Origin of the sequence: Actinomycetospora straminea (genome assembly GCF_028737255.1) — a bacterium.
Classification (GTDB): Bacteria; Actinomycetota; Actinomycetes; order Mycobacteriales; family Pseudonocardiaceae; genus Actinomycetospora; species Actinomycetospora straminea.
The window spans coordinates 195,200-219,929 of the sequence record NZ_JAQZAN010000009.1 but is presented as its reverse complement, the minus strand read 5'-3'; the positions used below and the strand labels follow the sequence as shown (position 1 = coordinate 219,929).

The 24,730-nt window shown below is 73.1% G+C and carries 21 protein-coding genes and 1 tRNA gene; 16 read left to right on the top strand and 6 right to left on the bottom strand.

Annotated elements, in window-relative coordinates; translation table 11 throughout:
- Positions 1-163: 163 nt before the first annotated feature.
- Positions 164-778 (top strand): sigma-70 family RNA polymerase sigma factor, encoded by a 615-nt coding sequence (locus PH190_RS14760; protein WP_274232272.1) that lies wholly within the window; start codon positions 164-166, stop codon positions 776-778.
- Between the two features lie 66 nt (positions 779-844).
- Positions 845-1,129 carry a hypothetical protein gene (locus PH190_RS14755; protein ID WP_274232271.1) on the top strand — a complete coding sequence of 95 codons (285 nt, stop codon included), beginning with the start codon at positions 845-847 and terminating at the stop codon, positions 1,127-1,129.
- Positions 1,130-1,372: 243 nt separating this feature from the next.
- Here PH190_RS14755 and PH190_RS14750 read toward each other — a convergent pair whose 3' ends face one another.
- From PH190_RS14750 to PH190_RS14735, 4 genes are all read right to left on the bottom strand, one after another.
- A complete protein-coding gene (locus tag PH190_RS14750; RefSeq protein WP_274232270.1) occupies positions 1,373-1,780 on the bottom strand; it encodes a hypothetical protein in 408 nt (135 codons plus the stop codon).
- 179 nt (positions 1,781-1,959) lie between these two features.
- On the bottom strand, positions 1,960-3,240 hold the full coding sequence (locus PH190_RS14745) for an AAA family ATPase (protein WP_274232269.1): 1,281 nt from the start codon (positions 3,238-3,240) through the stop codon (positions 1,960-1,962).
- A 463-nt stretch (positions 3,241-3,703) separates the two neighbouring features.
- Entirely contained in the window at positions 3,704-5,014 is a 1,311-nt protein-coding gene (locus tag PH190_RS14740; protein WP_274232268.1) for a tyrosine-type recombinase/integrase, read from the bottom strand.
- 213 nt (positions 5,015-5,227) lie between these two features.
- Positions 5,228-5,302: transfer RNA gene (locus tag PH190_RS14735), tRNA-Arg, on the bottom strand.
- 51 nt (positions 5,303-5,353) lie between these two features.
- On the opposite strand from PH190_RS14735, the gene PH190_RS14730 reads away from it, so the two are divergent.
- Positions 5,354-6,352 (top strand): NAD(P)-binding domain-containing protein, encoded by a 999-nt coding sequence (locus tag PH190_RS14730; RefSeq protein WP_274232267.1) that lies wholly within the window; start codon positions 5,354-5,356, stop codon positions 6,350-6,352.
- 167 nt (positions 6,353-6,519) lie between these two features.
- Here PH190_RS14730 and PH190_RS14725 read toward each other — a convergent pair whose 3' ends face one another.
- Both PH190_RS14725 and PH190_RS14720 read right to left on the bottom strand, forming a co-directional pair.
- A complete protein-coding gene (locus PH190_RS14725) occupies positions 6,520-7,269 on the bottom strand; it encodes a DUF305 domain-containing protein (protein WP_274232266.1) in 750 nt (249 codons plus the stop codon).
- 20 nt (positions 7,270-7,289) lie between these two features.
- Positions 7,290-8,222 (bottom strand): DUF3105 domain-containing protein, encoded by a 933-nt coding sequence (locus tag PH190_RS14720; protein WP_337993814.1) that lies wholly within the window; start codon positions 8,220-8,222, stop codon positions 7,290-7,292.
- Positions 8,223-8,345: 123 nt separating this feature from the next.
- On the opposite strand from PH190_RS14720, the gene argS reads away from it, so the two are divergent.
- The 13 genes from argS to PH190_RS14655 all read left to right on the top strand — a co-directional run bounded on the left by argS (position 8,346) and on the right by PH190_RS14655 (position 24,673).
- On the top strand, positions 8,346-9,998 hold the full coding sequence (gene argS, locus PH190_RS14715) for an arginine--tRNA ligase (protein ID WP_274232265.1): 1,653 nt from the start codon (positions 8,346-8,348) through the stop codon (positions 9,996-9,998).
- 19 nt (positions 9,999-10,017) lie between these two features.
- Positions 10,018-11,442 carry a diaminopimelate decarboxylase gene (gene lysA, locus PH190_RS14710; RefSeq protein ID WP_274232264.1) on the top strand — a complete coding sequence of 475 codons (1,425 nt, stop codon included), beginning with the start codon at positions 10,018-10,020 and terminating at the stop codon, positions 11,440-11,442.
- 3 nt (positions 11,443-11,445) lie between these two features.
- A complete protein-coding gene (locus PH190_RS14705; protein WP_274232263.1) occupies positions 11,446-12,807 on the top strand; it encodes a homoserine dehydrogenase in 1,362 nt (453 codons plus the stop codon).
- A 62-nt stretch (positions 12,808-12,869) separates the two neighbouring features.
- Positions 12,870-13,886 carry a threonine synthase gene (gene thrC, locus PH190_RS14700; RefSeq protein WP_274232286.1) on the top strand — a complete coding sequence of 339 codons (1,017 nt, stop codon included), beginning with the start codon at positions 12,870-12,872 and terminating at the stop codon, positions 13,884-13,886.
- 26 nt (positions 13,887-13,912) lie between these two features.
- Positions 13,913-14,812, top strand: a complete 900-nt coding sequence (gene thrB, locus PH190_RS14695; protein WP_274232262.1) for a homoserine kinase — start codon at positions 13,913-13,915, stop codon at positions 14,810-14,812.
- Positions 14,813-15,239: 427 nt separating this feature from the next.
- On the top strand, positions 15,240-17,465 hold the full coding sequence (rho, locus tag PH190_RS14690; protein ID WP_274232285.1) for a transcription termination factor Rho: 2,226 nt from the start codon (positions 15,240-15,242) through the stop codon (positions 17,463-17,465).
- 208 nt (positions 17,466-17,673) lie between these two features.
- Positions 17,674-18,738, top strand: coding sequence for a nitroreductase family protein (locus tag PH190_RS14685; RefSeq protein ID WP_274232261.1), 1,065 nt, complete (start codon positions 17,674-17,676; stop codon positions 18,736-18,738).
- Entirely contained in the window at positions 18,735-20,270 is a 1,536-nt protein-coding gene (locus tag PH190_RS14680; RefSeq protein ID WP_274232260.1) for a phenylacetate--CoA ligase family protein, read from the top strand. Before PH190_RS14685 ends, PH190_RS14680 begins: the two co-directional genes overlap by 4 nt.
- 151 nt (positions 20,271-20,421) lie before the next feature.
- Complete coding sequence (gene rpmE, locus PH190_RS14675) at positions 20,422-20,643, top strand: 50S ribosomal protein L31 (RefSeq protein ID WP_274232259.1); 222 nt, start codon at positions 20,422-20,424, stop codon at positions 20,641-20,643.
- Between the two features lie 118 nt (positions 20,644-20,761).
- Positions 20,762-21,850, top strand: coding sequence for a peptide chain release factor 1 (gene prfA / locus PH190_RS14670; protein WP_274232284.1), 1,089 nt, complete (start codon positions 20,762-20,764; stop codon positions 21,848-21,850).
- Positions 21,851-21,852: 2 nt separating this feature from the next.
- Positions 21,853-22,665, top strand: coding sequence for a peptide chain release factor N(5)-glutamine methyltransferase (gene prmC, locus PH190_RS14665; RefSeq protein ID WP_274232258.1), 813 nt, complete (start codon positions 21,853-21,855; stop codon positions 22,663-22,665).
- Positions 22,666-22,676: 11 nt separating this feature from the next.
- Positions 22,677-23,321: an L-threonylcarbamoyladenylate synthase gene (locus PH190_RS14660; RefSeq protein ID WP_274232257.1), complete on the top strand. Its 645-nt coding sequence runs from the start codon at positions 22,677-22,679 to the stop codon at positions 23,319-23,321.
- Positions 23,322-23,389: 68 nt separating this feature from the next.
- Positions 23,390-24,673, top strand: coding sequence for a serine hydroxymethyltransferase (locus PH190_RS14655; RefSeq protein WP_274232256.1), 1,284 nt, complete (start codon positions 23,390-23,392; stop codon positions 24,671-24,673).
- The last annotated feature ends 57 nt before the right edge of the window (positions 24,674-24,730 follow it).

The window sequence follows — 24,730 nt, the reverse complement described above, 5'->3', positions numbered from 1 at the left end:
GGGATGCGCACCGCACCCGAGCGGGTCCGGCTGATCAAGGGTCTATCAGTGACCGCGAGCCTCGACGGCCCGCTCGGCGCCCTTCGGGCGGTGGAGGCGGCAAGCGCCTCCGCCCACCGCCCCGGGGCCCACCAGCCCCGACTTCTCCCGGTCGGAGGCCGCCATGACCGATCAGCCCACCGAGGACCCGCGTACTGACGCCGAGCTGCTCGCGTATTACGTCGTCGGGGACGGCGACGCGCTCGCGGTTCTGGTGCACCGTCACCAGCGGCTGCTGCTGTGGATCGTGCGGAACCTGCCGTGGTTCGAGCCGGAGCCAGAGGTCGTGGTCCAGGAGGTGTGGCTTCGGGTCATGCGTGGTGCCGCGACGTTCTCCGGGCGCTCGAAGGTGCTGACCTGGCTGCACCGCATCACGGTCAACGAGGCCATCAGCGCGTCACGGCGTCGCCGAGCGAGCCACTCCACCCCGGCGGGCGAGATCTACGAGACCGAGCAGTGGGCCGACCCGGACGACGGCGTGACGAGGGTGGACGACCGAGAGCACGCGGCCGCCGCGCTGCCCGAGCTGCTCGCCCTGCTCCCGCGGGAGCAGCGACTGGCGCTCGAGGTCCTCCACCTTGACGGGCTGAGCATTACCGAGGCGGCCGAGCTGCTCGGGGTAGCCGAGGGCACGATCAAGTCCCGCGTGCACCGTGCGCAGACCACCATCCGACAGCACCTCGCGGCCCGCGACGGACGTCAGGAGTTCCTGGCGGCATGGCCTACGGCTCGACCGTGAGGTGTCGGAGCCGTTTCCGCCGCGATCCGGGGGGAACGGCTCCGCCGCGGGCTGCGTCAGACCACCGTGACGACAAAACATGCCGCCGACCGGCCAGACGACGAATCGAGAGTCAGCCTCGATGCGGTCGACCGGAACGAGGTCGCCCGCCTGTTCACCGCCGCCCTCGACGGAGATCACCGGGCCGAAGCGGCCTTGGTTCTGCTCGGCGGCTTCGACGCCGCTGCCCACCGCGCGTCAGTCGCCCTCGCGACAGCCGGCCACGACGTCAAGGAGCCGACCCCACCCGACGTCCTCGCCAGCGTAGAGCGCACCTTGGCGGCCCTCCGTGACCGCCACCGCTCATCCTGAGCCCTTAGAGCGCGGACGGAGCATGACCCTGTAGGTCGCGGCGTTGCGAGTCTTCCAACGCGACGGAGCAGGCGAGCACTTGAGCGTGAAGAGCGCTGCTCCTGCGGCTACGGGTTCAGCGGCCTCCCGACCTGCATGATCACTGTCTGACAGCGTCCGTCGTTGTCTGCCACTGCGTTGGGCGTCTTGTACCCAGCCTGTTCCCGGAGTCCATCGGGCCACATTTGCGGTGGGGTGAGACTGCTAGCCGGCGCCCAGCCACTCCTCAACCCGCCGCTGAAGATCACGAACCTCCGGACACCGATTTGTCACCCGCGCGTAGTTGCGGGCGGCCTCCCGGCCCAGCTCCCGTCGGCCGCCACCGAGCCGGGTCGCAGTGCCGGCAGACTTTGCATGAGGATGAAAGTAGTTCTCCTTCACGTGTGCTTCGGCACGCACGTCCGTCCAGGTCCAGCCGCGCGGAAGCGGGTTCAGTGCTGCGAGTCCCCAAGTTTCGATCTCTTGCCAGGCTTCCTGGGCGAGGAGGCATGTGCCGGGACGCAGATGCTCGATGAGCTCCGCTTCCCGGGCGTCGAGTGCTGCACGGCGATTGGCATTGCCGTCTCGGTCGACGAGTAAGAGGAATAGGTCAACGAGGGGGTTGCGATCCACGATCTCAATGAGACGGTCAAGACGTAGCGCTTGATCTATTCCACCAAGAAGCGGGTCGGTTAGTTCGCGAACCTTTGCCTGAGGTCGGCCGGCTTCTCTCATGAGTGCGTTGATCAATGGGACCGTGATATGCCGATCATGTCGGAAATCTTCAAGAATAACGAGAACATTGCAGCTCACTACGAGACCGCAGATTTCGAGGAGTTCTCTAGTCCGAGCTCCGCAAAGTCGACCGTGTCTTCGAACCATCCAGAGGCCATGAGGCGGGCTGGGTCGTGCTCGGTCAGGACCTTCTGGGCGCCGGGAAGCTCCATGATCGGAACAATCGAAGAGTCTCCTTCTGAGTTGCGGAAACAAAGCAGGGCTTGCTGGCGTTGCATTACGCTCATCTGTGGAAGCAGATAAGGCGAATGGGTGGTAGCCGCCACTTGCGTACCTGCCGACGCGACGCTGCGTTCCATCAATTCAAGTAGCAGATGAAGCCGGCTGGGGTGGATGCCATTCTCAATCTCCTCGAAGAAAGAGAAGCGGGCAGGCTCCGGTCCGAGTAGAGCGGAAATTGTAGCAAGGAATCGGACTGTGCCGTCAGAAGCGGTAGTTAGTGGAGTTCGTCGCCCATTCGCTTCGACGAGGATAGCCAGAACTCGGCCACTTGAGTCTGACTCGAACTCGAAGTCACGCGCGTCTAGCGGAGTTAGCTCGCCAACCCAGGCGGCCAACTCCTCCTTCATCCCCTCATTGCTCGTGATGGCCTGAAGGACTGATGATAGATTCTCGCCGCGATCTCCTAGAGTGGTCAGGCCAGCTAGGGAAGGCTGTCGTGCGGCATCGGGTGACAGATCTAGGAATCGCATGCTCCCAAGTACTGTCATCGCTGCTGTCGCGTTCCTTCCGGCCCATTCAAGAACCGCTGGGTTGTTCGGGAGCTGGGAGAGAATCGGTTGTGTATTAAGGAATTGGATCGAGCGAGGTGCGCCTTGACTCTTCCGTCGGACGCGCGCCGATATGTGTAGTTGGTCCGAGCCGAGCCCATATCCGTCGGGATGGCTGTCGAAGACGTACTGATCGGGGCCCTTCAGAATTAGACGCTCAAGAGTCACCTTTGGGATTCGATCGCCAGGGTCGATATCGACTTCGATCGAGTATCGAGCATCCTTAGATCGGTTGCCGTCGAGATAGGTGAATTCGAGGGTTAGTCGGAAGCTTCTTGCCCCTTCGCGGACGATTTGTCGGGAACCCCCTCGGACGCCTCTCCACTGAAGAACGCCCCCCTCAATCCATTTCTCGCCAATGACCTCAGCGAGCGAGTAACCACGAGACACCCCGTGGAGGAAGCGCAGTGCGTCTCGAGCGTTACTTTTTCCCGACGCGTTTACACCAAGCAGGGCAGTGAAATCGCCGAACTTCATTGTCGCCGATTCAAAGCTCTTGAAGCGCGACATGTGAAGTTGCTTGAGCATGGGTTGATGCTACTCCTGTTGGTGGGCATGCAGCGACTACCTATGTGGGGACGCTTCGGGTCGGCGAATTCGCTGGCCGAGGCTAAGCCATCCCGTCGACCTGGCGTAGCCCGATCACGCCGCCGGTGGGCGGCAACCCTCGAATCTCTCGCAACAGCCACTTGCCCGGCTCGCCGCCCGCCGGCGGCGTGATAGCCCTTCCGGGAGGTCGTCGGGAGGGCGCCTGGCAACCACCCACGCACCGGCCCCGCACTTCCGCTCGTCCCCGCCATCCCGGAGACCTGGCCGTCCGGCGAGGACATCTCTTGGTCTGTCCGGTTACTTCGGGTGGGCGGGCGTGCCTGCGCGGCGCCCGCCGGGCCGGAGGCAGGAGGCGGGGCGCCAGCGCGAGGCCGCCCGTCGCGGCCCGTCAGGTCCGCACTTGATCCTGTAGCGATAGATTTCACTGCCCGCCGATGCCTCATCACGTGGACCTCGCGCCGGAAGCACTTCGAACCACTGCTCGTCTACCACGCGACACGCTCACCAGACCGTCTGCCTTGAGTGAGGCGAGGGCGCGGTGGGCGGTGCCGACGGCGACGGTGTTGGCGACGGCGATCTCGGCGACCGTGGGGAGCTCGGCTCCGGGCTGAAGGGCACCGCAGCGGATCTGCTCCCGCAGCGCTTCAGCGATGTCCTCGTATGGGCTGCGTCGTACTGATGCCTGCGGGACTGGACGGGGCAGGACGGTGGCCATGGTGGTGGCTGCTCGCCGATCCGCTTCGTCCACCCAGGCGGCGTAGACCTTGAGGGTGGTTGCTCCGCCGCTTCCGTGGCCGAGGCGGCCCGCGACGGTGCGGATGTCGACGCCGGCCGCGACGAGCTCGGTGGCCGAGTAGTGGCGGAGCGAGTGCAGGCGCGTGCTGCGCAGCTTCAGCCGAAGCGCGAGGCGGCGGTAGCGCTGGCTGATGGCCCGCGGGAGGTAGGGCGCCGCGCCGTCGGGGACGGGGGAGAAGACGAAGGCGTCGAGGCTCAACGGCACCCCGAGCTGCTCGCAGCGCTCGCGCCAACGTTCACGGTGCGCCCGCAAGAGCTCGATGGTGTGCTCATCCAGGGCGACCTTGCGGCGCTGGTTCGTCTTGGTGCTCTTCTCCTTGAGCCCGGCCTTCGTCTGCGCGTTGGCCTGGTGCACCCAGAGCAGCCCGCGCTCGAAGTCGATGTGGCGCCAGCGCAGCGCTGAGACCTCGCCACGACGCGGACCGGTGAGCATCGTCAGCCACAGCAGCAGGCCCCACTCCGGGTCGCTCCACGCGGCGTTGAGCAGCCGGGCCGCCTCGTCGGCGCTGGGTGGGTCCGGCTCGGTGCGCCGCGGAGCCGGCGCCTCGGCCATCGCTGCCTTGTTCACCCCGAGGTGCCGCCAGCGCACGGCACGGTCGAGCGCACCGCGGATGATGTAGTGCACCTTCCGCGTGGTGCTCGTGCTCAGCGGGCGGCAGACGTGGCCGCCACGCGCCTTGCCGTTGCACGAGAGGACGCGGCAACGGTGGAGGCGCGCGTAGAAGCGCTCGAGGAGTTCGGCGTCCAACCGTCCTGCCGAAAGGTCGCCGAAGGTCGGCAGCACGTAGAGGCGGATGAGGTCGTCGTAACGCTCGCGGGTGGTGTCCTCGAGTTCGACGACCTCGAGCCACTGCTCCACGGCACGGCGCACCGTGATCTCGGATTTGGGGTGCTGGTCCTCGTCCACCTGGCGCTGCAGCCGCGTCAGGGCCTTCTCGGCCTCGGCGTAGGTGCCCACCGTCTCGCGCAGCCGCCGCGGGCGGCCCGTGAGCGGGTCGGTGCCGGCGTAGACCCACGCGCGGTGCGAGCCGCTCGGCAGCTGCTCGATCCAGCCGCGGCGACGGCGTGTGCGAGGTGGCATGGGGCGAGAGTAGGAAGCGTTCGTCCCACGACTCGTCCCACGCGGACTCGGACCGATAACGGCCCGACGACGTTTCCGCTGGTCAGCGGGTGGTGCCCCCGGCAGGATTCGAACCTGCGCTCCCGCCTCCGGAGGGCGGTGCTCTATCCCCTGAGCTACGGGGGCGAACCGTGGATCAGCCTAGCGCACGGGCGGAGGAGCACCCACGCTCGGGTGATGGCACACGCAGAGATCCACCAGGACCGCACCGTCGACGCCGCGGACCTCGCCGCGCTGTCCGGACGCACGATCGCCGTGCTCGGGTTCGGCAACCAGGGGGCGGCGCAGGCGGCGAACCTGCGCGACTCGGGGCACACGCCGCTGGTCGGCAACCGGGAGGACTCCTACGTCGCGGGCGCGCGCGAGGAGGGCTTCGACGTGCGCTCGATCGCCGACGCGGCCGCGGCGGCGGACATCGCGCTGCTGCTCGTGCCCGACGAGGTGCAGCCGGGCCTCGTGCGCGACGAGGTGGCGCCGGGGCTGCGGGCGGGGGACACGCTCGTCGTGGCCAGCGGCTACAACTGGCACTTCGGGCTGCTGGAGGTGCCCGACGGCGTCGACGTCGTCATGGTCGCGCCGCGGATGATCGGCGCGGCGGTGCGCGACCGCTACGTGGACCGGCACGGCTTCCCGTGCTTCGTGTCGGTGGAGCGCGACGCGACGGGGCACGCCTGGGACACGACGCTCGCGGTGGCGCGGGCGATCGGCGGGACGCTGGGCGGGGCGATCGTCTCCAGCGCGCGGGAGGAGGCGGCGCTCGACCTGTTCAGCGAGCAGGCGGTGTGGCCGGCGATCCTCGACGTCGTGCGCACCGCCCACCGCGTCGCCGTCGAGGCCGGGTTCAGCGAGGAGGCCGTGCTCAACGAGCTCTACCTGTCCGCCGAGCCCGCCGAGGTGTTCGCGCACGTCGCCCGCGAGGGGCTCTTCGGGCAGCTCGGGCTGCACTCGCGGACGTCGCAGTACGGGCAGCTGCGCTCGCTCGCGGCGCTCGACGAGCAGGGCGAGCTGGCGGCGCGCTTCGCCCGCGTGATGCACGACGACATCCTGTCCGGGGCGTTCGCACGCGACTGGAGCCGACCGGAGGCCGGCGAGCGGCTCGAGGCCCTGCACCGCGAGGCCGCCGCCAGCCCGATCGCGACCGCCGAGGCGGAGGTGCGGGCGCGGCTGGGGTCCTGACGCCGAGATCAGGAGGCGGAAATGCACCTCCGAGCACCCCGCGGAGGTGCGTTTCGCACTCCTGATCTCGGTCCGCAGATCGAGGCGCGGGCTCGGCGTGGCGAGCCGGTGGCTTTTCTGACGTCCAGTGACAGCGTGAACGCCACGCTGACACGGGCGCGGGTCGTTCAGCCGCCGCCGTGCATCCCGTGCATGCCGGCGTGGGGGTCGGTGGGCGCGGGGAGGGGGGCGGCGCCGCGCTCGGCGAGCATCTGCGTCATCGTCGCCGACTCGGCGGTCTGGGACGCGACCATGCTCTGCGCGAGCGCCCGGACCGCGGGCACCGAGGCGTCGGCCGCCCCGGCCTGCATCATCGGCAGCCCGCCCTGGTGGTGGCGCAGCATGAGCTGCAGGAACACGACGTCGAGCTCGCGCCCGGTCGCGGCGCGGAGCCGCGCGAGGTCCTCCGGCGAGGCCATCCCCGGCATCGACGCGGTCGGCATCCCCATCCACGCCATGTACTGCCCGGGCGGCGGGGACAGCGCCTGGCCCCAGAGCGTCAGCCACCCCTCCATGCGCCCGACCTGCGCGGTCTGCGTCGACTCGATGTCGAAGGCGAGCTGGCGCACCTGCGGGTCGGCGGTGTTGGTGCGCGCCCACACGGCCATCTCGACCGCCTGGCCGTGGTGCACCGTCATGTCCTGCAGGAACCCGACGTCGATCGAGCCCTCGGCGGGCCCGTACGACTCGGCGGTCGAACGGCCCAGCGCGATCCCGCCGATGACGCCGACGAGCACGAGCAGCAGCGCGAGGCCGCCGGCCACGACGGCCTTGGCCCACGTCGGGCTCGCCGACCACCACCCGCCGCCGGAGCCGCCGTCGTCGTCCCCGTCGTCGTCCACGGGCGGCGGCGGGTCGGTGCGGTCGGTGTCGCTCACCGGGCTGTCGGCGGGCGCACTCATCCGCCGTTGCCCGCCGCGGCGCCGCGACCGTCCATCGTCACCGCGTCCGGCGGGGGCGGGGAGGCGTCGAAGGGCGGCGGGTTGCCCGGGTCGAAGTAGCCCGGCCCGAGGGCGTCGCAGCTGGCCCCGACCTCGGGGAACGTGTACTGGTTCTGGCGCAGCGACGAGATGAACTGGTCGATCCGCGGGTCGTTCGCGTCGGCGAGCTTGAGCTCGTGACCCCACGACTGCAGCGAGATCGGCTGGTCGAGCCCCGGGTAGGGCGACATCATCGTGTAGTCCTGGCCCTGCACCTTCGCCGCGAGCGTCTGCAGCGCCGGCCCGCTGACCTGGTCGGGGTTGTAGGCGATCCACACCGCGCCGTGCTCGAGCGAGTGCACCATGTTCTCGGTGCGCACCGGGGTCGGGTAGACGACGCCGTTGCACGCGGCCCAGTAGGCGTCGTGCGGGCCGCCGAAGGGCGGCGAGCGGTCGTAGGCGACGCGCTGCTCGGCGGTGACGTGCTGCTGACCGGCGTACTGACCGGTGATGACGCCCGGGATCGCGAGCGAGGGGTCGCGGTTGTCGTCGCTCGGGCGCCAGGCGCTGACCTCGCTCTCGCGGGACAGCGCGAAGCCGATGACGACCGCGGCGAGCGCGACCACCACCGCGACGGCGCCGATCACGAGCCACGGCACCTGCCGGCGGGTGCCGGGCGCCGGCCGCTTGCCGCGGGTGACCGGGTTCGGGCCGCGCTTCTGCCCGGGGCGCTGGGCCGTGCGCTGACCGCTGCCCTGACCGCTGCCCTGACCGCCGCCCCGCTGCCCCCCGGACCGCTGCCCGGTGCCCGGCCGCTGGCCGCCCTGCGACCGTCCGTCACGCCCGGAGCGCGAGGGTCCCGACGACCCCGAGCTCGACCCGGTCCGCCGGCCGGACCCACCACTCGCCATGACCCCGATGCTACGGAGGACGTCGTGGCGCCCCGGTGACGGGTGCGGCACCCCCCGTGGTCGACGCCGGGTGGGTGACGCCGGAGCGAGGTCACCCCGGGTGCGGTCCCTAGAATCCACGGGGTGACCCCCGCTGCCCTGGCCGACCTCCTGCACGCCGTCGCCGTGGACGTGCTCACCGAGCGCGGCCTCGACACGACGGTGCTGCCCGAGACGGTCACGGTGGAGCGCCCGCGCAACCCCGAGCACGGCGACTACGCGACCAACATCGCGCTGCGCTCGGCGAAGAAGGCGGGCGTCGCGCCGGCGGAGCTCGCGGGCTGGCTCGCCAGCCGACTCGAGAGCACCGACGGCATCCGGACCGCCGAGGTCGCGGGCCCCGGCTTCCTCAACCTGCGCCTCGCCGCGGACGCCCAGGCCGGCATCGTCGCCGCCGTGCTCGCGGCGGGCGAGGGCTACGGGCACGCGGACACGCTGACCGGGCAGGCGATCAACCTCGAGTTCGTCTCCGCGAACCCCACCGGCCCGATCCACCTCGGCGGCGCCCGCTGGGCCGCGGTCGGCGACGCGCTGGGCCGCGTGCTCGCCGCGCAGGGCGCCGCCGTCACCCGCGAGTACTACGTCAACGACGCGGGCGCGCAGATCGACCGGTTCGCCGAGTCGCTCATCGCCGCCGCCGAGGGCCGCCCGGTGCCGGAGAACGGCTACGGCGGGGCCTACGTCGCCGAGGTGGCGGCGAAGGTCGTCGAGACCGAGCAGGGCGTGCTCGACCAGCCCGACGACCAGAAGCTGGCCGCGTTCAAGCGTCTCGGCGTCGAGGTGATGCTCGACGAGATGCGCGCGAGCCTCGAGGCGTTCGGCACGCACTTCGACGTCTGGTCCTCCGAGCTCGCCCTGCACACCTCGGGCGCGGTGGAGAAGGCCGTCCAGGACCTCAAGGACGGCGACGCCCTCTACTTCGCCGACGGCGCGTGGTGGATGCGCTCCACCGACCAGGGCGACGACAAGGACCGGGTCGTCATCAAGTCCGACGGCCAGCCCGCCTACATCGCCGGCGACATCGCCTACTACCGCGACAAGCGGGCCCGCGGCGCCGAGCTGGCCATCTACATGCTCGGCGCGGACCACCACGGCTACATCCACCGGCTCAAGGCGGTGGCGGCGGCGTTCGGCGACGACCCGGCGCGGGTCGAGGTGCTCATCGGGCAGCTGGTCAACCTGGTGCGCGGCGGCGAGCCGGTGAAGATGTCCAAGCGCGCGGGCACGATCATCACGCTGGAGGACCTCGTCGACGCGGTCGGCGTGGACGCCGCGCGCTACTCGCTCGCGCGCAGCTCGGTCGACCAGGTGCTCGAGATCGACCTGGACCTCATCTCCAGCCGCACCAACGAGAACCCCGTGTTCTACGTGCAGTACGCCCACGCGCGGCTCTCCTCGCTGGCCCGCAACGCCGCGGACCTCGGGGTGAGCGCCGAGGACCCCGACCTCGCGCTGCTCGTGCACCCGCGCGAGGGCGACCTCATCCGCACGCTCGGGGAGTTCCCGCGCGTGCTGGCGTCGGCCGCGGGCCTGCGCGAGCCGCACCGGGTGGCCCGCTACCTCGAGGAGCTCGCGGGCGCCTACCACCGCTTCTACGACACCTGCCGCGTCCTGCCGCAGGGCGACGAGGAGCCCGCGGGAATCCACACGGCGCGCCTCGCGCTGTGCACCGCGGCCCGCCAGGTGCTCGCCAACGGCCTGGGCCTGCTCGGCGTGAGCGCGCCCGAGCGCATGTGACCCCTCAGGAGAACCCTGCATGACCCGCGCCCACCCCGCCGGGCCCCGTCACGCCGACGTCATCCCGCAGCACGAGGACGGCGCCGGCCCGCCGGACGCCGCGGCCCTCGACGTCCTGCCCGCCGCGGTCTGGCCCCGCCACGCGACCCGGGGTGAGGACGGCGTCGTCCGCCTCGCCGGCGTCGACGTCACCACCCTCGCCCGCGAGCACGGGACCCCGCTGTTCGTCGTCGACGAGGCCGACTTCCGCGCCCGCTGCGCCGAGCACGCCGCCGCGTACGGCGACCCCGCGCTCGTGCACTACGCGGCCAAGGCGTTCCTGTGCACCGAGGTCGCCCGGTGGGTCGCCGACGAGGGCCTGGGCCTCGACGTCTGCACCGAGGGCGAGCTCGCGATCGCGCTGCGCGCCGGCTTCCCGGCCGAGCGGATCACCGTGCACGGAAACAACAAGAGCCGCCGGGAGCTCGCCGCGGCGCTCGAGGCAGGGGTCGGGGCGATCGTGCTCGACTCCTACGTCGAGATCGCCCGGCTCGACGAGATCGCCCGCGAGCGCGACGTCCGCGCGCAGGTCATGGTGCGCGTGACCGTCGGGGTCGAGGCGCACACCCACGAGTTCATCGCCACCGCTCACGAGGACCAGAAGTTCGGGTTCTCGCTGGCCGCGGGCGACGCCGCCGAGGCGGTCCGCCGCGTGCTGAAGTCGCCGGGCCTGCACCTCGTCGGCCTGCACAGCCACATCGGCTCCCAGATCTTCGACGCCGACGGCTTCGAGCTCGCCGCCCGCCGGGTGATCGGCCTGCTCGCCGAGCTGCGCGACGAGCACTCCGACGCCGTCGCCGACGCCCTCGGGACCGTCGACCTCGGGGGCGGCATGGGCATCGCCTACACCGTCGCCGACCACCCCCGCTCGCCCGCGTGGATGGCCGGCGAGCTGCGCGCGATCGTCGAGCGCGAGTCCGCGCGGGTGGGTCTCGCGGCGCCGCGGATCGCCGTCGAGCCGGGCCGCGCCATCGCCGGACCGGGCACGGTGACGCTCTACGAGGTCGGCACGGTCAAGGACGTCGAGCTCGGCGGGGGCGCGCGGCGCCGCTACGTCAGCGTCGACGGCGGCATGAGCGACAACATCCGCACCGCGCTCTACGACGCCCACTACGACTGCCGGCTGGTGTCGCGGTCCGCGTCCGGCGCGCCGCCGGTGCGCTGCCGCGTCGTCGGCAAGCACTGCGAGTCCGGCGACGTCGTCGTCCGCGACTGCTGGCTGCCCGCGGACCTGGCCCCGGGTGATCTCGTGGCGGTCGCCGCGACGGGGGCCTACTGCTACGCGATGGCGAGCGCGTACAACAAGGTCCCGCGCCCCGCGGTCGTCGCCGTGGCGGACGGCACGTCGCGCCCGCTGCTCCGGCGCGAGACCCTCGACGACCTGGCACGGCTGGAGGTGGGGTAGGGCATGACCGGGAACGGCGGGCGCGAGATCTCGGTCGCGCTCCTCGGGTGCGGTGTCGTCGGCTCCCAGGTGGTGCGGCTGCTCACCGAGCAGGCCGACGAGCTGGCCGCGCGGATCGGGGCGCGGCTGCGGCTCGCCGGCGTGGCGGTGCGTCGCCCGCAGCGGCACCCGGACGTGCCCGGCGACCTGCTGACCACCGACGCCGCCGGGCTGGTGACGCGCGACGACGTCGACGTCGTCGTCGAGCTCGTCGGCGGCATCGAGCCGGTCCGCGGGCTGCTGCTGACGGCGCTGAAGAACGGCAAGTCGGTGGTGTCGGCGAACAAGGCGCTGCTCGCCGAGGACGGCGCGGCGCTCGCCGCGGCCGCCGACGAGTCCGGCGCCGACCTCTACTACGAGGCCTCGGTCGCCGGCGCGATCCCGCTGCTGCGCCCCATCCAGCAGTCGCTCGCGGGCGACCGCATCGTGCGCGTCGCCGGCATCGTCAACGGCACCACGAACTTCATCCTCTCGGCCATGGCGTCCTCCGGGGCCAACTACGCCGAGGCGCTTGAGGAGGCCGGCCGGCTGGGCTACGCCGAGGCCGACCCCACCGCCGACGTCGACGGCTACGACGCCGCCTCGAAGGCCGCGATCCTCGCGAGCCTCGCCTTCCACACCCGCGTCACCGCCGACGACGTGTACCGCGAGGGCATCCGCGACGTCACCGCCGCCGACATCGCCGCGGCGAAGGCCCTGGGCTGCACGGTGAAGCTGCTGGCGATCTGCGAGCAGACCGACGGCGCGGTCAGCGCCCGCGTGCACCCGGCGATGATCCCGCGCTCGCACCCGCTCGCCTCGGTGTCGGGCGCATACAACGCGGTGTTCATCGAGGCGGCCGCGGCCGGACAGCTGATGTTCTACGGCCAGGGCGCCGGCGGGCCGCAGACGGCGAGCGCGGTGCTCGGCGACCTCGTCGCCGCCGCCCGCAACCGCGTCATCGGCGGCCGCGGCCCCCGCGACACCGCGCACGCGGCGCTGCCGGTGCTGGCGATGGGGGAGACCCTCACCCGCTACCACGTCGCCCTCGACGTCACCGACCGCGCGGGCGTGCTCGCGCAGGTCGCGGGGGTGTTCGCCGAGCACGGGGTCAGCATCGCGACGGTGCGCCAGGAGGGACGGGGTGAGGCCGGGCGTGACGCGGACGATGGCGCGCCGGGCCCCAAGGACGCCACACTGGTGATCGTGACGCACTCCGCCTCCGACGCCGCGCTCGCGGCCACGGTGGAGGCGCTCACCGGGCTCGACGCCGTCCAGGGCGTTGCCGGGGTGCTGCGCGTCGAGGGCCTGGGCCGTCCCGTGACCGAGCTCGGAGGGACGTCGTGACCGGTGTGGTCCCCGGGGCGCGCGTGGAGTGGCCCGGCATCATCAACGCCTACCGCGACCGCATGCCGCGCGTGCAGCCCGGCTGGGAGGTCGTGACCCTGCGCGAGGGCGGCACCCCGCTGCTGTCCGCGCCGCACCTGTCGGAGCTGACCGGCTGCGAGGTCCACCTCAAGATCGAGGGCGCGAACCCCACCGGCTCGTTCAAGGACCGGGGCATGACCGTGGCGATGACCGAGGCGCTCGCGGGCGGCGCGCAGGCGGTCATCTGCGCGTCCACCGGCAACACCTCGGCCTCCGCGGCGGCCTACGCGACGCGCGCCGGCATGACCTGCGCGGTCCTCGTGCCCCAGGGCAAGATCGCGCTCGGGAAGCTCGCGCAGGCCACGGTGCACGGCGCGCGCATCCTGCAGCTCGAGGGCAACTTCGACGCCTGCCTCGAGCTCGCCCGCCGGGCCGCCGAGCAGTACCCGATCGCGCTGGTCAATTCGGTGAACCCGGCGCGCATCGAGGGCCAGAAGACGGCGTCGTTCGAGATCTGCGACCAGCTCGGCCGCGCGCCCGACGTCCACGCCCTGCCCGTCGGCAACGCCGGCAACATCACGGCCTACTGGCGCGGCTACACCGAGTACGCCGGCGACGGCGTCGTGGCCGGCACGCCGCGCATGCTCGGGGTACAGGCCGCGGGCGCCGCGCCGCTCGTGCACGGGGCGCCGGTGAGCGACCCGGAGACCCTCGCGACCGCCATCCGCATCGGGTCACCGGCGTCCTGGGACGGGGCGATCACCGCCCGCGACGAGTCCGCCGGCGAGATCACCGCGGTGGACGACGACGCGATCCTCGAGGCCTACCGGCTGCTCGCCGCCCGCGAGGGCGTGTTCGTCGAGCCGGCGTCGGCGGCGTCGGTAGCCGGGCTGCTCGCGAAGGCGCGCGCCGGCCGCTTGGACACCGGGCAGCTGATCGTCTGCACCGTCACCGGCCACGGGCTCAAGGACCCGGCCACGGCGCTCGCGGACGCGCCCGACCCCGTCGTGCTCCCGCCGCACGTCGACGCCGTCGCCGACGCCCTGGGCCTGCGCTGAGCGCCGGGGCGGAGGTGGCGTCGGAGGTGTCCCCTCCGGCGGGCACCGTGGTCCGCGTCCGCGTGCCGGCCACCTCGGCGAACCTCGGGCCGGGGTTCGACACCCTCGGCCTGGCGCTGGGGATGTGGGACGAGGTCGAGCTCTCGGTCGGCGACGGCGGTCGCTGCGTCGTCGACGTCGAGGGGGAGGGCGCCGGCCGGGTCCCGCGCGACGAGCGCCATCTGGTCCTGCGCGCCGCCCACGCGACGTTCGCCCGGGCCGGGGCGCCGCGGGTCCCGCTGCGGCTGCGGTGCCGCAACGTCATCCCGCACAGCCGGGGCCTCGGGTCGTCGGCGGCGGCCGCGGTCGCCGGCATCGTCGCCGCGCGGGCGCTGATCGCGTCGACCCACCCGCTCGACGAGGACGCGGTGCTGGACCTCGCGGCGGGCTTCGACGGGCACGCCGACAACGTCGCGGCCTGCCTCTACGGCGGGCTGGTCGTCAGCTGGGGGCACGAAGGGGCATGGCACGCCGCGCACCTCACGCCGCACCCGGCACTGCGCCCGATCGCGCTGATCGCGGACCGGTCGAGCTCCACCGAGGCCACCCGCGGGCTGCTCCCCGACCGCGTCCCGCATGCGGACGCCGCCTACAACGCGGCTCGCTCGGCGCTGCTCGTGCACGCCCTGACCAGCGAGCCCGAGCTGCTGCTCGCGGCCACCGAGGACCGCCTGCACCAGCCCTACCGCCGCCCCGCCTACCCCGAGACCGCGGCCGCCGTCGACCACCTGCGCGGCGCCGGCGTGCCCGCGGTCGTCTCCGGCGCCGGCCCGACGGTGCTGGCGCTGACCCTCGACGGCCACCTGCCCCACGGGCTCGACACCACGGGCTTCACCGTCGCCCCGCTCGCCGTCGACACCGACGGCGCGCGCGTCGAGGTCGTCTGACCAGGTCCCGCTGCGGCACGCGGGGGGTGGTTGTTGCCGCTGACAGGGGCGAGGTCTACCCTCGTCACCACAGCGACCACGCGTGTGGCGCGTCGGTGCCCTGGCCCCGCTTCGCCCGGGTCCACCCTCTTCCCCAGCCGCCGGGTCGTCCCGGCGGACGGACACTCATGATCGCTGTACGAGAATTCCGCGGGCCCTCCCACCCGGATTCGACGGCTGTCGACCCCCCGGGCCGGAGCGGTCCCGCGATCAGCCCCGCCGTGTGCGGGGCGGACACATCCGCTGGTCCGGGTGGTCCCCGGGCCGGTCAGGAAGGACCTGCGTGACCGAAACCGACGTCATCTCCACCGACGGCGCCGACGGCGCCGCGACCCCCGCGTCGGGCGGCTCCGCGCCCGAGCGGCGCCGGCGGGGAGGTGTCTCCGGCATGGTGCTCGCCGAGCTCCGCGACCTCGCGACGTCGCTCGGCGTCTCCGACACCACGGGGATGCGGCGCAACGACCTCATCGCCGAGATCAAGAAGCGTCAGTCCGGGGGCGGTGACCAGCTCCCGCTCGCCGACGACGCCGGCACCGCCGCCCCGAGCGCGCCCGCCGAGTCGTCCGTCGCGGCGCCCGGCGACGCCCCGGCCGAGCCGGCCGACGGGGCCCCGTCCCGCCGCCGCGGCGGCCGTCGCCGCGCCACCGCGGCCTCCGGCCCGCCGCCCGAGGCGGGCGAGCCGACCGCGTCCGCCGCCGCCCCGGCCGAGGCGCCCGGCGGCGTGACCAGCGACGACGCTCCCGCCGCCGCCGAGGCGAGCGCGGTCACCGCCGCGTCCGACGCCGTCCCCGGCGCCGACGCCGCGGCCGCGAGCGCCACCGAGGCACCCGCGAGCAGCGAGACCCCCACCTCGTCGCGCCGCGGTCGTCGTGGCGCCCGGCGCGACGCCGGCCCGGGCGTCGAGAGCCCGTCCGACACCGCCGGCCCCGGCGGCGACACCACCAGCAACGGCGCCGCCGCGCCGGCCCCCGCCGCGGCCGCCGAGGCGGAGGGCGCGACCGGCACCACCGACGCCGCGCCCACCACCGAGCGCCCCGACACCCGCCCAGAGACCCGCCCAGAGACCCGCCCCGACACCCGCCCCGACACCGAGGGCGACGGTGACGGCGACGGCGGTCAGGGCCGGTCCCGCCGCCAGCGCGAGCGCGACCGCCAGCAGGGCGACCGCCAGCAGGGCGACCGTCAGCAGGGCGGCCGGCCGGACCAGAACGGGCAGGGCGGCCGCCAGCAGGACCGCCAGCAGGACCGTCAGCAGCAGGACCGTCAGCAGCAGGACCGTCAGCAGCAGGACCGTCAGCAGCAGGGCGGCCAGCAGCAGACCAACCAGCGCGACGACGAGGACGACGACGAGGACGGCGGCGGCCGGCGCCGCGGTCGGCGCTTCCGCGACCGTCGCCGCAACCGCAACGAGCGCGGGGAGCGCAGCGAGCGCGGCGAGCGCCAGGGCGGCGGTGAGCCGGAGGTCCGCGACGACGACGTGCTCATCCCGGTCGCCGGCATCCTCGACGTCCTCGACAACTACGCGTTCGTGCGCACCTCGGGCTACGCCTCGGGGCCGAACGACGTCTACGTCTCGATGTCGCTGGTCCGCAAGCACGGCCTGCGCCGCGGCGACGCGGTCACCGGCCAGGTGCGCCAGCAGCGCGAGGGCGAGCAGAACCGCCAGAAGTTCAACCCGCTCGTCCGCATCGACTCGATCAACGGGCTCGACCCGGAGGCCGCGAAGCGCCGCCCGGAGTTCACCAAGCTCACGCCGCTCTACCCCAACGAGCGGCTGCGCCTCGAGACCGAGCCGCACCTGCTGACCACGCGCGTCATCGACCTGGTCATGCCGGTCGGCAAGGGCCAGCGCGCGCTGATCGTCTCGCCGCCGAAGGCCGGCAAGACGATGGTGCTGCAGGCGATCGCCAACGCGATCACCACGAACAACCCCGAGGTCCACCTCATGGTCGTGCTCGTCGACGAGCGGCCGGAGGAGGTCACCGACATGCAGCGCTCGGTGAAGGGCGAGGTCATCGCCTCGACCTTCGACCGGCCGCCGTCGGACCACACCTCGCTCTCGGAGCTGGCCATCGAGCGGGCGAAGCGCCTGGTCGAGATGGGTCACGACGTCGTGGTGCTGCTCGACTCGATCACCCGCCTCGGCCGCGCCTACAACCTGGCGGCCCCGGCGTCCGGGCGCATCCTGTCCGGTGGTGTCGACTCCACCGCTCTCTACCCGCCGAAGCGCTTCCTCGGCGCCGCGCGGAACATCGAGGACGGCGGCTCGCTCACCATCTTCGCGACGGCCCTGGTCGAGACCGGGTCGACGATGGACACGGTGATCTTCGAGGAGTTCAAGGGCACCGGCAACGCCGAGCTCAAGCTCGACCGCAAGCTCGCCGACAAGCGCATCTTCCCCGCGATCGACCCCGACCCGTCGGGCACGCGCAAGGAGGAGCTGCTGCTCTCGCCGGACGAGATGGCGGTGACCCACCGCCTGCGCCGCGTGCTGGCCGCGCTGGACTCGCAGCAGGCCATCGAGCTCGTCCTCGACCGCCTCCGCAAGAGCCGGACGAACATCGAGTTCCTCATGCAGGTCGCGAAGACGACGCCCGGCAAGGACGACGACTAGGACCTCGCGCGCGCCTGGAGGCAACGAACGCGCTGTTCGCTGCCTCTAGGCGCGCGAAGTCCCCGTTCGTGCGGACCGTGCGACGGCGCGGCGTCGAGCGAACGCGCCGTTCCTGCGCCTAGAAGCACCGAACAGCGCGTTCGCTGCGACCGGGGTTGAGTAGTTCCACGCCTGCCCGCGCGCGGGGGCGCGCACGAGGCTCGGGGGCATGACAGCCCCGCTCGGCGCCCCCGACCTCCCCCGCCCGTGGTCGGCGATCCTGGACGAGGCGCGCCGCTACCCCTCGCCGCACAACTCCCAGCCGATCACCGTGCGGGTGCACGACGACCGGCGTGCGGACCTCTGCTACGACCTCGACCGCGGCCTGCCCGCCGAGAGCTTCGGCATCCCGTTCGCGCACGTCTGCGCCGGGGTGTTCCTCGAGTCCCTGGCGACGGTGGCCGCGGCGCACGGCTGGGCGGTCCGCGAGGACCTGCACCTGGCCCCGATGGACTTCGCGGCCGAGGAGCGCCAGCACCTGCTCGGGCACCTGGAGCTCACGCCGGTCCCGGTCACGGCGGCGGCGCGCGAGCAGTGGGCGGCGTTCCGCCGGCGCCGGACCTCGCGCCGCCCCTACGACCGCCGGCCCGTCGACCCCCGGATCACCGAGGAGGTCGCGGCGATCGCCGTCGGGATGGGCCAGGAGTTCGGGCGCACCGGGGAGCAGGACCTCGTCGACGACCTCATCCGCATCAACCAGGAGACGCTCTTCGACGACCTGCGCGACGACGCGGTCCACGCCGAGATCCTCGCCTGGCTCCGCACGTCAAAGCGGCAGGCGGCCGCCACGCGCGACGGCCTGTCGGCCGAGACCATGCTGATCCCCGGCCCGCTGCTGCGGATCGCGATGCGCCACCGGTGGCTGTGGGACCTGCCCGTCGTCGGGGGCCTCTTCCGGCGCGTGTACCTGAACACGATGCGCGGGGTGCGCGAGCTCGGCTGGCTCACCGGCCCGTTCGTCGGCCCGGCCGACCACGTCGAGGCGGGCCGCTGCTTCCTGCGCGTCTGGCTGGCGTTCACCCGCCACGGCGTGCACCTGCACCCGTTCGGCACGGTGATCACCAACCCGCGCTCGCACGCCGCCTTCGTCGAGCGCACCGGCATCGAGGAGTCGGGCGGCCGGATGGCGTGGATGCTCTTCCGCTACGGCACCGGCGAGGCGCCGCCGCGGTCCTGGCGGCGCGGCCTCGAAGCGATGCTGCTGGACCGGGACGCGACGGCGGTGGCCCGGTGAGGATCCTCTGGTGGCTCCAGGAGCTCCTGGTCGACCTGCTCGGGCGCTCCCCGCGCACCCACGCCCTGCTGCTCGCCCCCGGGTTCGAGCGGCTGCGCTGGTGGCTCGGCCGCCGGCGGGCCCAGCGCACCGTCGCCCGCACCGTGCGCCGCGTCCCCGCCTACCGGTCCTTCCTGGCCGAGCAGGGGGTGTCGACGACGGCGTTCGCCGACCTGCCCGAGACCGACAAGCGCTCCTACATCGCCCGCTGGCCGATCCCGGAGCGGTGCGTGGGCGGGCGGCTGCCGCGCCGCGGGGTCGTCGTCGACGAGTCGTCGGGCTCGACCGGCACCCCGACCAGCTGGGTCCGCGGACCCGTCGAGCGGCGCGCCTCCCGCGAGGTGCTGCGCGTCGGCTTCCTGCGGCACGCGACGCCGGACCGCCCGGTGTTCGTCATCAACGCCTTCTCGCTCGGCGCGTGGGCCACCGGCATGAACGTCACCGCGGCGCTCACCCGGGTCTCGACGATCAAGTCCACCGGCCCGGACCGCGACAAGATCATCAACACGATGCGCGAGTTCGGCCCCGGCTACACCTACGTGATCACGAGCTACCCGCCGTTCCTCAAGGGGCTGCTCGAGGACGACCGGCTGGACTGGGCGGCCTACGACGTGGTCTGCGCCTTCGGCGGCGAGGGGATCAGCGAGGGGATGCGCGACCACGTCCTGCGCCGCGCGCGGAAGGTCATCGGCGCGTACGGGGCCAGCGACCTCGAGATCAGCATCGCCGTCGAGACCGAGTTCACCATCGCCCTGCGCCGCGCGATCGCCGCCGACCCGGCCCTCGCGCGGGCCCTGACCAGGCAGGACCAGTACGGCGTGCTGCCCGACATCTTCCAGTTCAACCCCTACGCCTACCTCATCGAGGAGAACGACGACGGCGAGCTGGTCGTCACCATCACGCGCCCGCAGAACGTCGACCCCCGCATCCGCTACAACATCCACGACCGCGGGCACGTGCTGCGGATGCGCGACGTGCTGCCCGTCCTGCGCCGCTCCGGCCTGCAGACCGTGCTCGACGAGCGGGTCCTCGACCTGCCCCTGCTGCTCCAGTACGGGCGCAGCGACCACGCCGTCGACCACAACGGCGCGGTGGTCCCGCCCGACGGGGTCCGCGACGCCGTCGCCGCCGACCCGGAGCTGGTGGCCGCCGTCGAGAACCACCGGCTCGTCTCGTACGAGGACCGCGCGGGCGACCGGCAGCTGCACCTGGCCCTGCAGCTCGCCGAGGGGCGCACGCTCGCCGACCCCGCCGCGGCCGCCCACCGGCTGCTCGCCGCGATGCGCCGGGCCAACCGCGACCTCGACCACGCCATCGCCACCGGCGCGCCGGGCACCGCACCGACGGTCGGCGTCTACCCCTTCCGCACCGGCGTCTTCGCCGACGACGGCGGCCGGCTCAAGAACGAGTACGTGTGGATCCTCGACGCCGACGGGGCGGAGGCGGCCGGCCTGGACCCGCAGGTCGTCGCGCCCCGGCCCTGCGTGGCCTGACGCCCGGGAACAACGACGACCCGGAGGCGGTTGTGCACCACAGCGGGCGGTCCTGGAAGAATGGCCCGCACATCCGGTTCCGGTTCACCCCAGCCACGACGGCGAGACGCCGAGGGGACCCGGCGACCACGACGCGAGAGGACCACGATCCGTGAAGAGCGGCATCCACCCCGAGTACCACGAGACCCAGGTGCTGTGCGGCTGCGGCAACTCGTTCACCACCCGGAGCACCAAGCCGGGCGGCAACATCACCGTCGAGATCTGCTCCGCCTGCCACCCGTTCTACACGGGCAAGCAGCGGATCATGGACACCGGCGGTCGCGTGGCCCGCTTCGAGGCCCGCTACGGGAAGCGCACCCCCACCAAGAAGTAGTTCCCGCGACGCCCGTCGCCCCTGCGCCTCGCGCGCGGGGCGGCGGGCGTTCTGCGTGTCGGGGCAGGTCAGGAGAGGGTCCGGGGAGGAAGGGAGGCCGACCGTGGCCCAGGACAGCATGACGTCGTCGCCCGGCGTCACCGCGCTGCTCGAGGAGCACGCGGGCCTGGAGGCGCGCCTCGCCGATCCCGACGTGCACGCCGACGCCGCCCTCGCCCGCTCGCTGGGACGGCGCTACGCGGCGCTGTCGCCGACCGTGGCCACGGTCGGCGAGCTCAGCGCCGCCGAGGCCGACCTCGCCGACGCCCGCGAGCTCGCCCGCGAGGACCCGGCGTTCGCCGCCGAGGCCGGCGAGATCGAGGGTCGCGTCGAGACGCTGCGTGCGCGCCTGGCCGAGCAGCTCGTGCCCCGCGACCCCGCGGACGCGAACGACGTCGTCGTCGAGGTGAAGTCGGGGGAGGGCGGCGAGGAGTCGGCGCTGTTCGCCGGTGACCTCCTGCGCATGTACTCCCGCTACGCCGAGCGGCGCGGCTGGAAGGTCGAGGTCCTGTCGGCGACGGAGTCCGACCTCGGCGGCTACAAGGACGTCACCGTGACGATCACCGCGCCCGGCAACGACCCCGAGGGCGTCTGGGCCTGGTTCAAGTACGAGGGCGGGGTCCACCGCGTCCAGCGCGTGCCGGTCACCGAGTCGCAGGGCCGCATCCACACCTCGGCGGCCGGGGTCCTCGTCTACCCCGAGGCCGAGGAGGCCGCGGCGATCGAGATCGACGAGAAGGACCTGCGGGTCGACGTCTTCCGCTCCTCCGGTAAGGGCGGGCAGGGCGTCAACACCACCGACTCCGCGGTCCGGATCACCCACCTGCCGACCGGTGTGGTCGTGAGCTGCCAGAACGAGCGCTCCCAGCTGCAGAACAAGGCGCGCGCCCTCGAGGTGCTGCGCAGCCGTCTGCAGGCGATGGCCGACGAGGCCGAGCAGGCGCAGGCGTCGGCGGACCGGCGCAGCCAGGTCCGCACGGTCGACCGCTCCGAGCGCGTGCGCACCTACAACTTCCCGGAGAACCGGATCTCCGACCACCGCATCGGTTACAAGTCGCACGACCTCGACCGGGTCCTCGACGGCGACCTCGACGGCGTGCTCGAGGCCCTGCGCGCCGCCGACCGCCGCGAGCGGATGGCCCGCGCCGCCGACGAGGCCTCCTCCTGAGCGTGCGCGACCTGGTCGTCGCGGCCACCGCCCGGCTGGCCGGCGCCGGAATCGCGTCGCCCCGGGTCGACGCGGAGCTGCTGGTCGCGCACGTCCTGGGCGTCCCGCGCGGGCGCCTGCTGCTCGCCGACCCGCCCGACGCGGCCCAGCGCGAGGCCCTCGACGCCCTCGTCGCGCGCCGCGCCGCCCGCGAGCCGCTGCAGCACCTGCTCGGGTCCGCGGTGCTCGGCCCGGTCGAGGTGGCCGTCGGCCCCGGGGTGTTCGTGCCGCGGCCCGAGACCGAGACGCTGCTGGCCTGGGCGCTCGCGCAGCCCGCGGGCGTGGTCGTCGACCTGTGCACGGGCACCGGCGCGCTCGCCCTGGCGATCGCCCACGAGCGCCCGGACGCCGCCGTGCACGCCGTCGAGGTCGACCCCGCGGCGCTGACCTGGGCGGACAGGAATCTCGCCGGCTCGGGCGTCGTGCTGCACGCCGCCGACGTCACCGCCCCCGGCGTCCTCGCCGAGCTCGACGGCACCGTCGACCTCGTCGTCGCCAACCCGCCCTACGTGCCGACCGGGGTGGCCGTGCCGCCCGAGGTCGACGCCGACCCCGCCGGCGCGGTGTTCGCCGGGCCCGACGGGCTCGCGGTCATCCGTCCCCTCGCCGCGCTGGCCCACCGGCTGCTGCGGCCCGGGGGAGCGGTCGGGGTCGAGCACGACGACGCGCACCCGGCCGCGGTCCGCGAGGTGCTCGACGGCGCCGGGTTCGCCGAGGTCAGGACCCTGGGCGATCTCGCGGGACGCCCGCGCGTGGCCGTCGGACGCCGGGCCTAGGCTCGGTGCCCGTGGCGACGGTGTACGACTGCGAGGACCCCGCGACGCGACCCACCGGGCTGGCGGCGGCCGCCGCGGCCGTGCGCGCGGGCCGGCTCGTGGTGATCCCGACCGACACGCTCTACGGCATCGGCGCGGACGCGTTCAACGCCCGCGCGGTCGCCGACCTGCTCGCGGCCAAGCACCGCGGCCCGGACATGCCGCTGGGCGTGCTCGTCGGCAGCTGGTCGACGATCGACGGGCTCGTCGGCTCCGTGCCGCCCGTCGCGCGCGACCTCGTCGAGGCGTTCTGGCCGGGCGGGCTCTCGATCGTCCTGCCGCACGCGCCGAGCCTCGCGTGGGACCTCGGGACGACGCGCGGCACCGTGATGCTGCGCATGCCCCTGCACCCGGTGGCCCTCGAGCTGCTGCGCGAGGTCGGGCCCATGGCGCAGAGCAGCGCGAACGTGTCCGGGCAGCCGCCCGCGACGACGGTGCAGGAGGCCCGCGACCAGCTCGGGGACTCCGTGGAGGTCTACCTCGACGGCGGGGTGTGCGCGTCCGGCGTGGGCTCGACGATCGTCGACCTGACCGGCGAGACGCCGCGGCTGCGCCGCGAGGGCGCGGTGAGCGCCGAGGACGTGTCCCGCGTCGTCGGCGTCCCGGTCACGCTGTGAGCCGTGAGCTGTGAGGTAGCCACCACGGGGCAGCCGGGCCCGGTGAAGGGCCGGTAACGTGGGTCGACATGGCTGACTCGCAGCACTTCTGGGGCCCGGACTACGACGCCCTCCAGGCCGTCGACCCCGAGATCGCCCAGGTCGTCGACGACGAGCTCACCCGGCTGCGCGGCGGACTCCAGCTGATCGCCAGCGAGAACCTCACCAGCCCCGCCGTGCTCGCCGCGCTCGGGTCGACGCTGTCGAACAAGTACGCCGAGGGCTACCCCGGCCGGCGCTACTACGGCGGCTGCGAGGTCGTCGACCGCGCCGAGGAGATCGCGATCGACCGCGCCAAGACGCTGTTCGGCGCCGAGCACGCCAACCTCCAGCCGCACTCCGGCGCCAACGCCAACCTCGCGGTCTACGCGGCGTTCTGCCAGCCGGGCGACAAGGTGCTGGCCATGAGCCTGCCCCACGGCGGCCACCTCACCCACGGCGCCAAGGTCAGCTTCTCGGGCAAGTGGTTCGAGCCCGTGCCCTACACCGTGCGCGAGGACGACGGGCTCATCGACTACGACCAGGTGCGCGACCTGGCCCTCGAGCACCGCCCGAAGATGATCGTCGCGGGCGCCACCGCCTACCCGCGCCTCATCGACTTCGAGAAGTTCCGCGCCATCGCCGACGAGGCCGGCGCGATCCTCTGGGTCGACGCCGCCCACTTCATCGGCCTCGTCGCCGGCAAGGCGATCCCCAGCCCCGTCCCGTACGCCGACGTCGTCACCTTCACGACGCACAAGGTCCTGCGCGGGCCGCGCGGCGGCATGCTCGTCTCGAAGGCCGAGCACGCGAAGGCGCTGGACAAGGCCGTGTTCCCGTTCCTGCAGGGCGGCCCGCTCATGCACGCCGTGGCGGGCAAGGCCGTCGCGCTCGCCGAGGCCGCGACCGAGGACTACCAGCGCTACGCGCGCCAGGTCATCGCCAACGCGCAGGCGCTCACCTCCGCGCTCGAGACCCAGGGCATGCGCGCGATCTCCGGCGGCACCGACACCCACCTGGCGCTGCTCGACCTGCAGCCGCTCGGGGTGACCGGCAAGGAGGCGGAGGCCCGCAGCGGCCTGGCCGGGATCACGCTGAACAAGAACGCGATCCCGTACGACCCGCAGCCGCCGATGACCGCCTCGGGCATCCGCGTCGGCTCGCCCTCGATCACCACCCAGGGCATGACGGAGAACGAGATGGGCGACGTCGCGCGCCTCATCGCCTCCGCGGTGACCGCGGACGAGACCTCGGAGTCGGGCAAGCAGACCCTCGCGGACGTCCGCGAGGAGGTCGGGAACCTCGTGTCGCGGTTCCCCGCGTACGCCCGGTAACAGCAGACACGGCCCGCCTCCGCTGCGCTCCGCGGGCGGCGCTGGGTCTACTCTCGG

Excerpts from the sequence above, each read along its gene's own strand:
- PH190_RS14760 (WP_274232272.1), top strand. The coding sequence starts at position 164 with ATGACCGATCAGCCCACCGAGGACCCGCGTACTGACGCCGAGCTGCTC.
- PH190_RS14745 (WP_274232269.1), bottom strand. The coding sequence starts at position 3,240 with ATGCTCAAGCAACTTCACATGTCGCGCTTCAAGAGCTTTGAATCGGCG.
- PH190_RS14730 (WP_274232267.1), top strand. The coding sequence starts at position 5,354 with ATGGCACACGCAGAGATCCACCAGGACCGCACCGTCGACGCCGCGGAC.
- PH190_RS14720 (WP_337993814.1), bottom strand. The coding sequence starts at position 8,222 with ATGGCGAGTGGTGGGTCCGGCCGGCGGACCGGGTCGAGCTCGGGGTCG.
- lysA (WP_274232264.1), top strand. The coding sequence starts at position 10,018 with ATGACCCGCGCCCACCCCGCCGGGCCCCGTCACGCCGACGTCATCCCG.
- PH190_RS14705 (WP_274232263.1), top strand. The coding sequence starts at position 11,446 with ATGACCGGGAACGGCGGGCGCGAGATCTCGGTCGCGCTCCTCGGGTGC.
- thrC (WP_274232286.1), top strand. The coding sequence starts at position 12,870 with ATGCCGCGCGTGCAGCCCGGCTGGGAGGTCGTGACCCTGCGCGAGGGC.
- rho (WP_274232285.1), top strand. The coding sequence starts at position 15,240 with ATGGTGCTCGCCGAGCTCCGCGACCTCGCGACGTCGCTCGGCGTCTCC.
- PH190_RS14685 (WP_274232261.1), top strand. The coding sequence starts at position 17,674 with ATGACAGCCCCGCTCGGCGCCCCCGACCTCCCCCGCCCGTGGTCGGCG.
- prfA (WP_274232284.1), top strand. The coding sequence starts at position 20,762 with ATGACGTCGTCGCCCGGCGTCACCGCGCTGCTCGAGGAGCACGCGGGC.
- PH190_RS14655 (WP_274232256.1), top strand. The coding sequence starts at position 23,390 with ATGGCTGACTCGCAGCACTTCTGGGGCCCGGACTACGACGCCCTCCAG.